The sequence below is a fragment of the Janthinobacterium svalbardense genome (genome assembly GCF_002327145.1).
Lineage (GTDB): Bacteria > Pseudomonadota > Gammaproteobacteria > Burkholderiales > Burkholderiaceae_D > Janthinobacterium > Janthinobacterium tructae.
Genome location: NZ_CP023422.1, coordinates 4,482,178 through 4,497,273, shown reverse-complemented (window position 1 = coordinate 4,497,273; position 15,096 = coordinate 4,482,178). Strand labels below are relative to the sequence as shown.

Below are 15,096 nucleotides of genomic sequence, written 5' to 3'. Positions count from 1 at the left end.
CCTTGCGCGCTGCCTCAGGAGGCTTTGCGCGGCGGGACTTTCTTCGCCGTGCATTCGGCGCAGGTGCCGTACAGCGACAGCGCGTGCTCGTGCAGCACGAAGCCCCGCTCGGTGGCGATCTCGTTCTGGCGCAGTTCGATGCCTTCATCGACAAATTCATCGACCTTGCCGCAGCCCGTACAGACCAGATGATCGTGGTGCTGGCCTTCATTCAGTTCGAAGACGGCATGGCCCGATTCGAAATGCCGGCGAAACAAAATGCCCGCTTCGGCAAACTGCATCAGCACGCGGTAGATGGTGGCCAGGCCCACGTCGATTTTTTCAGCCAGCAAGAGTTTGTAGACATCGTCCGCACTCAGGTGCTTGATTGTGCCTTCTTGGAATAGCTGCAGAATCCGCAAGCGGGGGATGGTCACTTTCAAGCCAGATTCACGCAGTTCCCTCAATATATCCATGTCTCCCATTCCTTTTTATGATCGCCTGAGCGAGCGCTTAAGCGTGAGCCTGCATTATATCGCAAATGATAATCATTACCATTCGCATGTGTGAACTGGAAATAGTATGCGGTGTAGTCAGTTGGGTATCCAGTGACATCGGCGCAAGTGGCCATTGCGTGGCGGGCAACTGGGATCCGCATGGCGCGGCAAGCTGGCCGTTGGAGAAACGGGGGCAATGCGCGCGGCCACGCCGCAATGCCGCATTTTCTTGACCTTGGTAAAGAAAAAAATCCCTCTAGTGATGCCATCTAGCACTATTTGATGTGGATCAAAGTTTTTGTTGCACTGCACTCTTAAACTTCGCAGCGTTACTTAACGACAAAAAGAGGGAACTAGAATGAAGAAGTCCGCAACTGCAGCAGCAATCGTCCTGGCCGCCATCGGCGCATTCGCCGGTAATGCAATGGCGCAGGAAAGCCCATGGCTGGTGCGCGCGCGCGCCGTGCACATCGATCCGGCCAACAAATCTGCTCCTGTTGGTGGCGTCGGCGCATCCGACCTGATTCATGTCAGCAGCAAGACGATTCCTGAAATCGATATTTCGTACTTCTTCACGCCGAATATCGCTGCCGAGCTGATCCTGACGTATCCGCAAAAGCATGACGTCACCTTGTCCGGGACGAAGATTGGCAGCTTCAAGCATCTGCCACCGACCCTGTCGCTGCAATACCACTTCATGCCTGAAAAACAGTTGAGCCCTTACGTGGGCGCTGGCGTGAACTACACGAATATCTCGGACGTCAAATTGCTGAACGGCGCTGGCCGCCTGGAGCATGACAGCTGGGGCTTCTCGCTGCAAGCTGGCGTCGACTACAAGCTCGATAAAAACTGGTCGCTGAACTTTGACATCAAAAAAGTCCAGATCCGCAGCGACGTACTGGCCGGTGGCGCCAAGATCAGCGAAGTCAAGATCGATCCTATCCTGATCGGCGTAGGCGTCGGCTACCGTTTCTAGGGACACCTATCAAAACCTACTGCGCGTCGTAATTTGCGGTCTGCGATGCTCACTGTACCTTCGTACAGTTGCGCTTCTCAACCACAACTTACTTCCGCTCGCTACGGTTTTGTTAGGCGTTGCAAGTGTTGAAGATACCCGCGTAGCGCGGGCGAAAAAAAGGACGGCCGGGTTTGTACCTGGCCGTCCTTTTTGCATTACATCTAGCAGTCTATTTTTTCAGCGTCTTTTCCAGCGCCAGCTGGTAGTCCGTCTTTTCGTAGCCGGCCAGGTATTTGTTCGTCGCGTCGAGGAAGGCGCGCGAACGGTAGGCCGCTTCCAGGTCCTTGACCCATGGCTTGGCCTTGTCCGCCGTGCGGATCGCCACCAGGTTGATATAGCTGTCCGAGATCTTTTCCACGGCGAGGGCCGAGGTCAGCTTCATGCCGGCGGCCAGGGCGAAGTTGCCGTTCACAAAGGCGTAGTCGGCGTCGGCCAGCGAACGCGGCAGCTGCGCCGCTTCCAGCGGCACCAGTTTCAGCTTCTTCGGGTTTTCCAGCACGTCGCGTTCGGAAGCGCGCAGCGGGTCGGCGTTCGGTTTCAGCTTGATCCAGCCCATCTTGGCCAGCATCACCAGCGCGCGCGCCTGGTTGGTCGGGTCGTTCGGCATGGTGATGGTGGCGCCGTTTTTGACTTCCGCCAGGGTTTTTTGCTTGCCGCCGTACAGGCCGATCGGCATGGTCGGCACGGTGATCAATGCGCTCAAGGGCAGCTTGTTATCGGTGGCGAACTTGGTCAGATACACGATGTGCTGGAACACGTTGGCGTCCAGCGAGCCCTCGGCCAGCGCGTAGTTCGGCTGCACATAGTCGTTGAATTCGACGATCCTGACCTTGTAGCCCTGTTTTTCCAGGATAGGCTTGATGCCCAGCTTCAGCTGGTCCGAATACGGGCCGGAACTGGTACCGATGACGAGCTCTTTCGGGTCCTTGGCGTGGGCGGCGGTGGCGAAGGCCAGGCTGGCGGCGGCCAGGAGCAGATTGCGGCGAAGTTGTTTCATGCTTTTCCTTGTACTGAAATACTGAATATGAATTAACGTTTGTCGAGGCGCTTGGCGATGCGCGTGCCGGCGAACTGGATGGTTTGCACCAGCACGATCAGGATGGCCACGGTGACGACCATGATGTCCGTCTCGAAGCGGTAGTAGCCGTAGCGGATGGCCAGGTCGCCGATGCCGCCGCCGCCCACCACGCCAGCCACGGCCGAATACGACAGGAAGCTGATCGACAACACGGTCAGGGCCAGCACCAGGCCGGAGCGCGCTTCCACCAGCAGCACGCGGAAAATGATCTGCATTTCCGACGCGCCCATGGCGTGCGCCGCCTCGATCACGCCGCGCGGCACTTCGCGCAGGTTCTGTTCCACCAGGCGCGCCAGGTAGGGAATGGCGGCGAACGACAGCGGCACGGCAGCTGCCAGCGGGCCGATCGAGGTACCCGCGATGATGCGTGTAAACGGCGTCAGGGCGACCAGCAAGATGATGAAGGGGAAGCTGCGCACGGTATTCACCAGCCAGCCGAGGATCATCGACAGCGGACGGTTTTCCAGCGACTGGCCTTCCGAGACGAGGAACAGCACAATGCCCAGCGGGCCGCCGATCAGGATGGCGGCGCTCAATCCGATGCTCAGCATGGTCATGGTCTGGCCCAGCGCCACCGAGATTTCCGGTAGCAGGTTGACGACGTTATTGATCGATTCTTCAAACATGTGTTGCATCCTTCCATGCGGTGGCTTCAAACGCCTCGGTGCCGTAATACGCCAGCTCGCGTCCCAGCGCCGTCTTGCGCGGGGTGGCCGTGTCGCTCAAATCGAATTGTTCGGCGATGGCGCCGTTTTCCACGACGGCGACGCGGTTGCAGATGGCGCCCAGCACCGACAGCTCATGGCTGACGATGACGATGGTCACGCCAAGGCGCGCGTTGATGTCGCGCAGGGTGTCGAGCAGGGCGCGCGTGGTTTCCGCGTCCAGCGCGGACGTCGGCTCGTCGCACAGCAGCACGTCGGGGTGGCTGGCCAGGGCGCGCGCGATCGCCACGCGCTGCTTCTGCCCGCCGGACAACTGCGCCGGATAGCTGTGCAGCTTGTCGGACAAGCCCACCAGCGCCAGGCATTCCTCGACCCTGGCGGCGATCTGCTCGCCCTTGGCGGTGCCATGGATTTTCAAGGGGAAGGCGACGTTGTCGAAGACGCTGGCATTTTGCAGCAGATTGAATTGCTGGAAAATCATGCCGATGTTCTGGCGCGCGTCGCGCAGTTCGCTCTTGCCCAGACGGGTCAGTTCGCGCCCGGCCACGGTAATGGTGCCGCTGTCGGGACGCTCCAGCAGGTTAATCAGGCGCAGCAAGGTGGATTTGCCGGCGCCGCTTTTGCCGATCAGGCCGAAAATATCACCGGGATAGACGTCCAGCGTGACCGATTTGACCGCGTGGAATTGTTCGCCCTTGGGCAGCGCGAAGGTCTTGTTGGCGCCATCGATGCGAATCACCGGCGTACGGTGTGGTGTGGTCATGCAGTGTTTCCTTTTTTATTGGACCGTGACAGGCTTGCTTGCAGGGGCCAAATCGCCCGGCCTGCTACGTCGGTTGCGTAGTATACCTCCGATCGTGTTATTACTCCTACGACAGAATCTTGCTTTGAATATGCAAATAATGTCTATGCGCCGGTTTTCAAGTTGAAAAAGCGGGAAAGTGGCGCTATTGCCGAATTTAATCGCGTGGACTGGCGCAGCGAAGCCGCATCTTGGTGAAAAGTTCGACGCGCCCTGCGTGGGCATCGCGGTGTTTTTATGTGAAGCTTGGCTGACTTGGCGTTTTTTTGAGGCAGGCAGGGCCGTTTATTGCCTGCCATGGTCCTCTTCGCGGGCAGATTCTGCTCCGCTGGCGGCAGGGCCTTCGGGCCGCCGCAACAGGTAGATGAGGACGGCGATTTCCATGGCGCCCACCATGGCGATGACCCACCACGGCGGATGGCCCAGGCACATGGCGACAAAGCCGATGGCCATGCCCAGGCAAGCCATGGCCTTGCCGCGCCGCGAGACGGCGCGGTGTTCGCGCCACTGGCGCAGCGGCGGGCCGAAGCGGGGATGCTGCAGCAGCCAGTGCTCGAGGCGCGGCGAGGCGCGGCTGAAGCAGGCCAGGGCGAGGATCAGGAAAATCGTCGTCGGCATGACGGGCAGCATGGCGCCGATGATCCCCAGCAGCACCATCAGGGCGCCGGCAGCGGTCCAGGCCCAGCGGCGCAGACGCACGCCGTGCGCTTCGCGCAGTGGCGCCTGGGCGTGCGGCTCCTGCATCAGGCGAAGGCGCGGGCGCTCAAGCCCTGGCTGCGGAGCGGGAAGGCGGCAGGATGGGCGTTCAAGGTGCGCATAGCGTGGCGGGTGTGGCGGGTGTCCGTCATGTTTTTCTGCTCTGGGTTCTGCTCTGTTTTCGGCTCTGCTTTTGGCTCTGCTTTTGGCTCTATTATGGATGAATCAAGGCGACGCTGCATGCGCGCCAAGGCCGCGATGATACTCATCCCATAGAATAATAACAAGAATCATTCTCATTTAATGCATGCTGCGGCGCCGGATAACGCTGGATATTTTGGGCAATGCAGACAATAATCGGCAGCAGAAGGCGCTGTTGTGGACATCATCGTTGTTATTATCGATTTTATCGATACTAACTAGGTATATTTTGCGTTTTACATCGATCTTCATGCCATGCATAATCTGTTGTAACTGAAGCCAGACAATCAGCCGCATGCGTCGTTCGCTTGCAGCTGCTTGCGGTTTTGACATCCTCCACTTTCTATCAGGAATCTACAATGAAAAAACTGCTCGCTTTTATCGCCGCCGCCGGCTTCTCGCTGTCCGCCGTTGCCGCGCCTGAAGTCTATGTCATCGATGGCAGCCACACTTTCCCCCGTTTCGAGTACACCCACATGGGCTTCTCGACGCAGCAAAGCCGTTTCAATAACACCACCGGCAAGGTTACGCTGGACCGCGCCGCGAAGACGGGCGCCGTCGAAGTGCTGATCGACACCAAGTCCGTCGACACAGGTTCGACCCTGTTCAACTCGCACATCCAGGGTGAAGATTTCCTCGACACGGCCAAGTACCCGGTCGCCACCTACAAATCGACCAAGTTCAATTTCGACGGTGACAAGCTGGCCTCCGTGGAAGGCAACCTGACCCTGAAAGGCGTGACCAAGCCAGTGACACTGAGCGTCACCTCGTTCGCCTGCGCACCGCACCCGATGCTGAAGAAAGACGCTTGCGGCGCCAACGCCACGGCCAAGATCAAGCGCTCGGAATTCAACGCCGGCAAATATGCGCCAGCCGTCAGCGATGATGTGACCTTGACTTTCGCTATCGAAGCGATCAAGCAGTAATTTTTAAACCCAAAATCTGCACTGCCGGGGTCGGACCCTGAGGGTCCGACCCCAGTATTTGCTCTTGGGGTGAAATTGAAAAAGCGGCGGGCCAAAGCCCGCCGCTTTTTTTCGCCCTGCTGGTTACGATCACGACAAGTGATGCACCTCCTGCTGCCCATACACGGGCGTGTTCAAACCTTCCATGCGCGCTTTCAGCTGCAGCGACAAGTACTGCGAATAGTGGCGCGACTGGTGCAGGTTGCCGCCGTGGAACCACAGCGCTTGCTGCTGCGTGGGCTTCCACATATTGCGCTGCTCACCCTCCCACGGACCCGGGTCCTTCGTCGTGGCCGAACCCAGTCCCCATACCTTGCCCACTTTGTTGGCCACTTCGGGCGAGATCAGGTCGGCCGCCCAGCCATTCATGGAGCCGTAGCCGGTGGCGTACACCACCAGGTCGGCCGGCAGTTCCGTGCCGTCGGACAGCACGATGGAATGGCTTTTCAGCTCCTGCACGCCGACGCCGCTTTTCAGCTTGATCTTGCCTTCGGCGACCAGCTCCGAGGCGCCCACGTCGATGTAATAGCCGGAGCCGCGGCGCAGGTATTTCATGAACAGACCGGAATCGTCGTCGCCGAAATCGAGCATGAAGCCCCGTTCTTCCAGGCGCGCATAAAAGTCCGCATCGCGCTCGCGGATGGCCTTGAAGACGGGTTTCTGGAAGTTGGCCAGGATTTTATAGGGGATCGAGGCGAACGTCAGGTCGGCCTTGTTTGTGGTCATGCCGGCCGCCAGTGCCCGTTCCGAATACAGGTCGCCCAAGGCCAGGTCCATCAAGGAATCGGACTTGACGATGTGCGTCGACGAGCGCTGCACCATGGTCACGTCCACGCCCGCTTCCCACAGGGCGGCGCAGATATCGTGCGCGGAATTGTTCGCGCCGACCACCACCACCTTCTTGCCCGCATACGCGTCCGGCCCCGGATGCTGCGACGAGTGCTGCTGCTCGCCCTGGAACACGTCCATGCCCTTGAACTTCGGCATGTTCGCCTTGCCCGACATGCCCGTGGCCAGCACCAGCTGTTTCGGTTTCAGGGTGACGGGCTGGCCATCGCGCAGCACTTGCACCGTCCACTCGCCGCTGGCTGCGTCGAAGCTGGCCGATTCGCATGACGTCGAACCCCAGTAGTTCAGCTCCATCACCTTGGTGTACATCTCCAGCCAGTCGCCGACCTTGTCCTTCGGTGTGAAGACGGGCCAGTTGTCGGGGAATGGGATATACGGCATGTGGTCGTACCAGACGGGGTCGTGCAGGCACAAGGACTTGTAGCGCTTGCGCCAGCTGTCACCGGGACGCGCATTTTTCTCGATGATGATGGTGGGGACGTTCAGCTGGCGCAGCCGCGCGCCGAGCGCGATGCCGCCCTGGCCGCCGCCGATGATGACGCAGTAGGGCTGGCGCGCGTAGCCCAGTTCCTTTGCTTCCTGCTCGCGCTGTTCCAGCCAGCTGCTGCGGTCAGTGCGCGCGCCATGTTCGGCGCCCATGGGCCGCCGGCCGCCCTTGGCTTCTTCAAAACCCTTCAATTCGCTCATGGTGGTGAGCAGGGTCCAGATCTTGCCGTCGCGGATGCGGATGAAGCCCACGCCGCGCGCCACGTTCGTTTCTACCGTGATCCAGCTTTGCAGTACGCCGCCCGCTTCCACCGCATGTTCGCCGTCGGCGATGCGGATGGAAACGGGCTGCACGGCGCCCAGCTGGGCGGCCAGCATGGCGGCGATCTGCTCGCGGCCTTCCAGGGTTTTCAGGTTCCAGGTAAACAGCACCAGGTCGCGCCAGTAGCCGTCTGGTTCGAACAGCTGTGCTGCGCCCGTGCTGTCACTGGCGCGAAGACAGCCTTCGAGCTGCTCCAGGATGCCGGCCACTGCCAGGTCGTGCGGGTTGCTATCGGTTTGCATCGTGTCTCCTCCAAGTCTGCTGACTTTATGATGGGATGCGGCTGTGTTGCCGCTGACGATGTTGTAACACTGGCGTTCTGGCCCCGCATCCTGCAGCGCAGCATGGCGGAATATGAGACGGAAATCTCAGCTTGCCGGATGCCTCACTGGCGGTGCGGCGCCACGATTTTCAAGTGCTTGAGGCGCCGGTACAGCGTGGCGCGCGAGACGCCCAGCATGGCGGCCGCCTGCAGCGGATGCCATTTGGCGGCGTTCATGGCGTGCACGATGCGCGTGCGCTCGGCCAGCTCCGGCGGCGTGTATTCCGGTACGCCGACCGCGACGGGCGCCTCGCGTGTGGCGCGCAGGCGCGCGCTGGCCTGGCGCAGCGGCGCGCGCACGCGGGCGTGCAGCCAGGTGCTGCCGCCAGCCAGGCGCAGCGACAGCAGATTGTGTCCCGCGCGCGCGTCGAACAGCCGCTCGGCGCGCACTTCCAGCACCTCGGCGATGGGGCGCGGCAGGGTGTCGAGCCCCCCGATGATGTCGCGCGCGCAGCCGTTGGCGGCGACGATGTCGCCATGCTCGTCGATGGCCAGCAGCATCTCCGGCTGCACTTCCACGAAGTGGCGGTTGCGGTGCGCCAGCAGGATGCAGCAATGGCTGTAGGACTTGAGAAAGAAGCCATCCTCGATCAGGGTCGCGCCCTGGCGCACCAGTTGTTTCACCAGGCGCTGGCTGTCGCGCGCGTCGGGCGAGTTCAAGGCCGACGCATCGAGCACGCCGATCAAGTCGCCGTGCGGCGAAAAAATCGGCGCGGCGCTGCAGGTGAGGCCCGTGAACGCGGCGCGAAAATGGTCGCTCTTGTGCACGGTGATGGCTTCCTGGTCGAGCAGCACGGAGGCAATGCCGCACGTGCCTTCTTCCTCTTCCGACCAGCACGAACCTGGATACAGGCCGGCCTTCTTGAAGTCCTTGCGCTGGTCCGTGTCGACCACGTAGTCGATCGTCACGCCGCGCGCATTGGCGAGGATGACGCAGTAGCCCGCTTCGCGCACCATGGCGTGCAGGCGCGGCAGGCACTGGCCCGTGGAGCGCAGAAAATTTTCTTCTGACTGCTGGATGGCGCGCAGTTCGGCACCCGTCAGGATGCGCGGCCCCGTGGTGGAGGCGGGGTCGAGCCGGTAGTCGTCCAGCGAGCGCCGGTACGACGAGGCCAGTCTGGCCGTGTCGGCCCCAGGATTGACGATACGGCCGGCGATCAGGTCGCGCACGCGCTCGATATGGCTGGTCTGGCGGACGTAGGGCATGGTGCTCTCCGGTGTCTCGATATTTTGTATGGTTGCCTGTTTGTAGCATGAAGGCGGGGATGGCGCATCCTGCGCTGCAGCATGGCGTGCACCTGAGACGTTTGTCTCAGCGTATGAGGCCGCACAATAGGATGCCGTGGAACAAGATTAAAAAGTTTCTCTGTTAGCATTCAGGCATGAAGTGAACGCCATTGTCGGTGTCAACCATGACGGGAGAGCATCGCATGAAACAATTGCCACAAATCCAGCGCCTGGCCCTGGCTGCCGCCTGCCTGGCGCTGGCCGCCGGTGCGCACGCAGCCGAGACGAGCAAGGTGGCTGCCACGCCGCTGTCGGCCGCCGCCAGCGATCCGGCTAGCCTGCAATGGATGGTGGGCGCGCCGCCGCCGGCCGATAAAATCATCCGCTTCGACGATGGCAGCTATTTCAATTTCCCCCAGCTGCGCTGGAGCGTGTCGCACTTCCGCCAGTTGATGCCGACGGTGGACGTCGCGCGCGGCTTGAAGGCGCCTGTGCCTCTGCCGCGCGCGCTGCGCAAGGATATCGACAGCCTGCGCTTCACGCCCCTGGGCGCGAAGGACGCGATGACCTGGGAGCAGTCGCTGGGTGCCAACTACACGGACGGCATCGTGGTGCTGCACCGGGGCCGCATCGTGTATGAGCGTTACCTTGGCGTGCTGAAGGAAAGCGGCCAGCATGGCGCCATGTCGGTGACGAAGTCCGTGATGGGCACCATCGGCGCGGCGCTGGTGGCCGAAGGCAAGCTCGATCCTGACAAGAAAGTGGCCGAGTATGTACCGGAACTGGCCAAGTCGGCGTTTGGCGACGCCACCGTGCGCCAGGTGCTCGACATGACCACGGGCCTGAAATTCAGCGAAGATTACGCCGACCCGAAAGCGGAAGTGTGGCAGCACGCGGCGGCCGGCAGCCCGCTGCCCAAGCCGAAGGATTACACGGGGCCGCGCAGCTATTTCGAGTACCTGCAAACGGTGCAGCACGAAGGCCGGCACGGCGAGGCGTTCGGCTACCGCACCGTCAACTCCGACGTGCTGGGCTGGATCATCGCCCGCGTCACGGGGCAGAACGTCAACGACTATCTGTCCGAGCGCGTCTGGCAAAAGCTGGGCGCCGAGCAGGATGCCTACATGACGGTCGATTCGACGGGCACGCCGTTTGCCGGCGGCGGCTTGAATGCGGGCTTGCGCGACCTGGCCCGCTTCGGCGAGATGCTGCGCAACGATGGCCGCTACAACGGCCAGCAGATACTGCCCAAGGCGGCAGTCGACGATATCCGCCGCGGCGGCGACAAGCAGCTGTTCGCCAAGGGCGGCTATGATTTGCTCAAGGGCTGGAGCTACCGCGACATGTGGTGGGTCACGCATAACGACCATGGCGCCTACATGGCGCGCGGCGTGTACGGCCAGCGCATCTATGTCGATCCGAAGGCGGAAATGGTGATCGTGCGCTTCGCCTCGACGCCGACGGCGGCTAATGCGGCCAACGATCCGACCACCACGCCGGCCTTCGAAGCGCTGGGCAAGCTGCTGTTGGCCAAGCCGAAATAGGCTGCCAGCCGTGCGGCGGGCTGGGCACAACTGGAATACACTGTCCTTTCGTCACTAATTGTTGCCTGAATAGTAATTCATGCAGCGCACGCAAGGGAAGCACACCGTGGAAACCAGCTCGCCAGATCAACCGCGCCCGCCGCTCTGGCGGCGCCTGCTGTGGCCGGTTGCCCAGCTTGGCTCGGCCTTCAAGCTGACGGGCACGCATCTGCTGCACCACGTGATCGGCGCCAGCCTGATCGCCGCGCTGATGCTGGTGCTGGAAGGTTTTCACGTGCTTGAATGGCTCGATGCGGCCATGCTGCGCGCCAGCGCGGAACAGGGGCAGCTGCTGGAGCGGGGCAAGGACCCGGGCGCCGCCTACCGGCCCGGCATCATCGAAATCGACCAGCCCGCGTTCGAACAGGTCTTCGACGAACGCGAACCGCTGGAGCGCTCGCGCCTGGAGCAATTGATTGCGAGTGCTGCCGCGCGCGGCAGCAAGGTGCTGGCCATCGACCTGGACCTGGCGCCGGCCGTGTATGAACAGCACAAGGCGGGCGAGCGGCCGCTGGACCGCCTGCTCGACCAGCTGGCCGCCGATGGCCGGCAACTGGTGCTGATCCTGCCCGAACAATCGGACCAGAACGCGAACCTGCCGTGGATACGCGCGCGCTGCGCGGCCGGCATTCACTTCGCCAGCCCGCGGATCCGCGAACGCATGGGCGCCGTCACGCGCATCGAGCTGAAAAGCCCCGTGCTGGCGGCCGTGGCCTTCGAGCTGGCGCATGGCGCCGACGAGCAGGAGCAGCAGCAACCGATGCCGGCCGCATTGTCCCAGCAAAAGGAAGGGCTGGCGCTGGCCGGCCGCGTGTGCCAGCTGGCGCGGCGCACGGACAGTGAAAAGGAATTGGCGCGCTGGGCGTTCGAGCCCGTCATCCACGGCGACGCGAAGGATGCGGCGGAGCAGAACGCCGTCACGGCGCCGTTTCACCCGGCCGCCGTGGCGCCGCCATTCCTGAACCCCACGCGCACGCGCGTCCAACTGATCGATGGCCTGGCCGGCGTGGCGGCGAATGCACTACGCAAGAACGTTGTGTATATCGGCAGCACCTATGACGTGCGCGACCGCTATACGACGGCCGAAGGCGAACAGGCCGGCCTGCACCTGCACGCGGCCGCCCACACCTCGCTGGGCATCGGTACGGCCGACGTCAACAAATATGCGGTGTTCGTGGCCGACATCGTCATCGGCGTGCTGCTGGGCTGCCTGTTCGGCGGCCTGTGGACCTTGTACGGCCGCGCCGAACTGGCCATCGACACGCGCATGGAAGGCCACGATTTCAGCCGCCTGCACCGCCTGGGTACTTTGTTTGAATTCTATGGCATCCGCCTGATGCTGGTGCTGGTGTGGGCCTCGCCGTTTGTCATCGGCGCGCTGGCCATCTACCTGTCGCGCGGCTTGCTGGAGCAGGGCTGGTGGGTCAACCCCGGCCCCCTGATCGCCGGCATGTTCCTGCACGCGATGTCGCTGCGCGACGAAGCCCACCACCCGCACGAAGAAGTGCCCGGCCTGTCTGTGTGGGCCCAGCTGCGCCGCACGCATCCCGGCATCGTGCTGGTGCAGGCGCCGCTGGCGGTGCTGCTGTTGGTGGTGGCGCTGGTGTAGGGGGGCAGCTGCGCTTGATGCCGATCAGCCGATCAGTTTCAAGCCCGGCGGCAGCGCCTCGCCCAGCATGCGGCGGGTAACAGCTTCGTCCAGCTGCGTCACTTCGCTGACCATCGCTTGCCACAGGTGCGGGGCGCCGGCGGCTTTCAGGCGCGCCAACACGGTGGCGCGCAAGTCGTCGGCGATGTCGCGCGAGCGGTCGCCCGTCATGCGCGCCAGGTGGGTGGCGGCAAACGCCGCCGGCTCCACCTTTTTCCAGTCCAGCGCCAGCAGCATGGTGAGCCATTCGGCCACGGTGTCGCTGTCGACCACTTCGTGCGCGCTGCCGTGGAAGGGCTGGCGCGCGCCGACCCTGGCCAGCGCCCACAGGGTATTCGTACCCGCCGCTTCGCTATCCGCCTTCTGCAGACGCTTGATCAGCCAGGCGCCCACTTCGGCCTTGTAGGCACCGGGGATGCGCTCAAGCGAGGCGCCCAGGCGCAGCATGTCGTCATCGCTGCCGTCGACCAATGTGACGGGGCGGCTGCCGCGCTGGGCCGCATCGGCTTGCAGGTTGAAGGCGAAGTCGTCGAGCAGGCGCAGTTGCTGCTGCGTGCTCAAGCCGCCGGCCACCCTGCGCCACAGGGTCCACCATTCGGCGCACACCTGGTTGTCCTTGTGGTGCTGGATGCCCGTGTCGAACAGGGCCCACAGTTGCTCGATGCGCCACGGGTCGAGCGCGTCGCCATAGCCGGGACGCAAACAGTAGCCGGCCAGGTTCAGCCAGACACGCTCATGTTCGGCGGAGCGGCGCCGGCCACGCGCGCGTTGTAGCAAGGCGTCGAACAGCTGGCGCAGCAGCGGCGTTTCCCAGCTTTCGCGTCCGCCCAGCCCCCGTTCCAGGTGCTGGCGCAGCTGGCGCACTTCCTTGGTGTCGACCTTTTGCGCCTTGCCGCCGAAGATGCGCTCGATTTTTTCGATGGCTTCCTTCACGCGCGGCAAGGCAGTGGACGTTACGGCGTGGTTTTCCTCTTCGCCCCGTAACTGGAATTCCAGCAGCCAGCGCTGGCCGGCATCGGCTGCGGCTACGCAGTGCACTTCCAAAGTCCCTACTTCGGTCATGACTGTCGCCAGTTGCACGGTGATGTCGCGCTTGTCGCCGGCATCCTGTTTATCATGCAGCACGCTGGCCAGCGGCGGCAGGCGCAGATACTCGCCCGCGTCCAGGTCGACGAGCTCGCCCAGCTTGGGCGGCGCTTCTGCTTCAGCGAGGGAAGTGGCCAGGTGGAAGCGCACGGGCCGGCCCAGGCGCAGCGCGAACAGCCGCTCGCTCAGGCGGATTTCTTCGCCGCTGGCGCTGCCACGGGGCAGGATGCATACGGCGCGGTGTTCCTTGCCCGCCTCGCCCAGCACGAGAAAATAGCTGCGCGGCGAGCCGCCGCCGATGCGCGGCGCCTGGCCGCGTCGGGCCAGCGCGTAGGCGACGGCGCCACGCGCCACGGCCACGTCGGGATTTTCGTTGTGCAGGATGGTGAGGGGCTGACCCCGCCAGTGCGCGAGCGTGTCGGCCAGGCGGCGCGCCAGCGCGTCGGCGCGGAACACGCCGCCGTTCAGCAGCAAGGTGTCGGGCAGTGCGCCTTGATGCTGTTGCAAAAAGCTGGCCAGGTGGCGCGTGATGGCCGCGTCCTGCGCATACGGCAAGCCGAATTCGACGATGCCGGCGCGGCCTTTTTTCGCCGTATCGCCCAGTTCCACCTTCGGGAAAAAGCCATCGACCACCAGGGCCGCCACTTCCTCGCGCGTGATGTCGACGGAACGGCTGGCGCCTATCAGGCGCGAGCCGGCGCCCAGCAGGGTTACGCTGGCCTTGTCTGGTGCGTCGCTGGAGAGTAGCAGTTCCTTGGCGGCGCGGCAGCGCTCCATCAGCTGCGACAATCGCGCGGCGGACAGCTTCATGCCACCTTCGACGCCTGCCGCCATGCGCGTTTCCACCAGGTGGGCCAGCGCCAGGTCCATATTGTCGCCGCCGAGTATCAAATGGTTGCCCACGCTGCTGCGTGTGAGCTGGGGTTCGCCATCGTCATCGAAGGCGACGTCGATCAGGCTGAAATCGGTGGTGCCGCCGCCCACGTCGCAGACTAGAATGCGGCGCGTATTGGCCAGGTCGTCGCGCAAGGTGGTGCGCCTGCGCTGCAAATAATCATAAAAGGCGGCCTGCGGTTCTTCCACCAGGCGCAAGGTGGGCAAGCCCGCCAGGCGGGCTGCCTCCAGTGTGAGTGCGCGCGCACCCTCGTCGAACGAGGCAGGGATGGTCAGCACCAGTTCCTGCTCTTCGAGCGGAGAATCCGGGAAGCGGTGATTCCACGCGGCGCGCACATACGCGAGGTAGCTGGCGCTGGCCGCCACGGGCGACACCTTGGCCACGTCGGCGTCGGCACCCCATGGCAAAATCGGCGCCTGGCGATCCACGTTCGCATGCGACAGCCAGCTCTTCGCGCTGGAAACGAGCCGGCCCGGCACTTGCGCGCCGAGCTGGCGCGCCAGGGCGCCCAGCACGGGGTGTTCCGCGCTGGTGACATCGCCCTGTGGCCACGGCAGCTGCAAGTCGCCCGCCGCCAGTTCGCCAGGGGCAGGGTGGTAGCGCAGCGAGGGCAGCAGGGGGCGTGCGCCCACTTCGCCGGGAGCGAGCAGCTGCTCGATGGCGAACAGGTTGATTTCTGCCTGCGCATCGCCAGCCGCCGCATACGCCACCACCGTGTTGGTGGTGCCCAGGTCGATGCCGACCAGGAAGGCCGGCTTGCCCACAGCGCTGCGCATG

The 15,096-nt window shown here is 63.2% G+C and carries 13 protein-coding genes; 4 read left to right on the top strand and 9 right to left on the bottom strand.

Features of this window, described 5'->3' with window-relative positions:
* Nucleotides 1-14: 14 nt before the first annotated feature.
* Nucleotides 15-455 carry a ferric iron uptake transcriptional regulator gene (fur, locus tag CNX70_RS19815; protein WP_071076512.1) on the bottom strand — a complete coding sequence of 147 codons (441 nt, stop codon included), beginning with the start codon at nt 453-455 and terminating at the stop codon, nt 15-17.
* Nucleotides 456-834: 379 nt separating this feature from the next.
* Here fur and CNX70_RS19810 point away from each other — a divergent pair, with 379 nt between their 5' ends.
* Nucleotides 835-1,452 carry an OmpW/AlkL family protein gene (locus CNX70_RS19810; protein WP_096236369.1) on the top strand — a complete coding sequence of 206 codons (618 nt, stop codon included), beginning with the start codon at nt 835-837 and terminating at the stop codon, nt 1,450-1,452.
* Nucleotides 1,453-1,663: 211 nt separating this feature from the next.
* Here the strand turns inward: CNX70_RS19810 and CNX70_RS19805 are convergent, their stop codons facing one another.
* The 5 genes from CNX70_RS19805 to CNX70_RS19785 form a co-directional block, all read right to left on the bottom strand.
* Complete coding sequence (locus CNX70_RS19805) at nt 1,664-2,491, bottom strand: MetQ/NlpA family ABC transporter substrate-binding protein (RefSeq protein ID WP_096236367.1); 828 nt, start codon at nt 2,489-2,491, stop codon at nt 1,664-1,666.
* Between the two features lie 32 nt (nt 2,492-2,523).
* Nucleotides 2,524-3,198 carry a methionine ABC transporter permease gene (locus CNX70_RS19800; protein WP_096236365.1) on the bottom strand — a complete coding sequence of 225 codons (675 nt, stop codon included), beginning with the start codon at nt 3,196-3,198 and terminating at the stop codon, nt 2,524-2,526.
* Nucleotides 3,191-4,000, bottom strand: coding sequence for a methionine ABC transporter ATP-binding protein (locus CNX70_RS19795; protein WP_096236363.1), 810 nt, complete (start codon nt 3,998-4,000; stop codon nt 3,191-3,193). Before CNX70_RS19795 ends, CNX70_RS19800 begins: the two co-directional genes overlap by 8 nt.
* Before the next feature lie 324 nt (nt 4,001-4,324).
* The gene (locus tag CNX70_RS19790; RefSeq protein WP_096236361.1) at nt 4,325-4,783 is read right to left on the bottom strand and encodes a YbaN family protein; all 459 of its coding nucleotides are present in this window, start codon (nt 4,781-4,783) and stop codon (nt 4,325-4,327) included.
* Entirely contained in the window at nt 4,783-5,022 is a 240-nt protein-coding gene (locus tag CNX70_RS19785) for a hypothetical protein (RefSeq protein ID WP_157751177.1), read from the bottom strand. Before CNX70_RS19785 ends, CNX70_RS19790 begins: the two co-directional genes overlap by 1 nt.
* A gap of 273 nt (nt 5,023-5,295) precedes the next feature.
* On the opposite strand from CNX70_RS19785, the gene CNX70_RS19775 reads away from it, so the two are divergent.
* Complete coding sequence (locus CNX70_RS19775) at nt 5,296-5,862, top strand: YceI family protein (RefSeq protein ID WP_096236355.1); 567 nt, start codon at nt 5,296-5,298, stop codon at nt 5,860-5,862.
* Nucleotides 5,863-5,991: 129 nt separating this feature from the next.
* On the opposite strand, the gene CNX70_RS19770 is transcribed toward CNX70_RS19775, so the two are convergent.
* Together CNX70_RS19770 and CNX70_RS19765 are read right to left on the bottom strand one after the other, a co-directional pair.
* Nucleotides 5,992-7,800: an NAD(P)/FAD-dependent oxidoreductase gene (locus CNX70_RS19770; RefSeq protein WP_096236353.1), complete on the bottom strand. Its 1,809-nt coding sequence runs from the start codon at nt 7,798-7,800 to the stop codon at nt 5,992-5,994.
* Between the two features lie 143 nt (nt 7,801-7,943).
* Nucleotides 7,944-9,086, bottom strand: coding sequence for a sigma-54-dependent Fis family transcriptional regulator (locus CNX70_RS19765; RefSeq protein WP_096236351.1), 1,143 nt, complete (start codon nt 9,084-9,086; stop codon nt 7,944-7,946).
* Nucleotides 9,087-9,454: 368 nt separating this feature from the next.
* Here CNX70_RS19765 and CNX70_RS19760 point away from each other — a divergent pair, with 368 nt between their 5' ends.
* Together CNX70_RS19760 and CNX70_RS19755 are read left to right on the top strand one after the other, a co-directional pair.
* Entirely contained in the window at nt 9,455-10,651 is a 1,197-nt protein-coding gene (locus CNX70_RS19760) for a serine hydrolase domain-containing protein (RefSeq protein WP_244199191.1), read from the top strand.
* A 79-nt stretch (nt 10,652-10,730) separates the two neighbouring features.
* On the top strand, nt 10,731-12,299 hold the full coding sequence (locus CNX70_RS19755; protein WP_096236347.1) for a CHASE2 domain-containing protein: 1,569 nt from the start codon (nt 10,731-10,733) through the stop codon (nt 12,297-12,299).
* Between the two features lie 24 nt (nt 12,300-12,323).
* Here CNX70_RS19755 and CNX70_RS19750 read toward each other — a convergent pair whose 3' ends face one another.
* Nucleotides 12,324-15,095 carry an Hsp70 family protein gene (locus tag CNX70_RS19750; protein WP_096236345.1) on the bottom strand — a complete coding sequence of 924 codons (2,772 nt, stop codon included), beginning with the start codon at nt 15,093-15,095 and terminating at the stop codon, nt 12,324-12,326.
* Nucleotide 15,096: the final 1 nt, after the last annotated feature.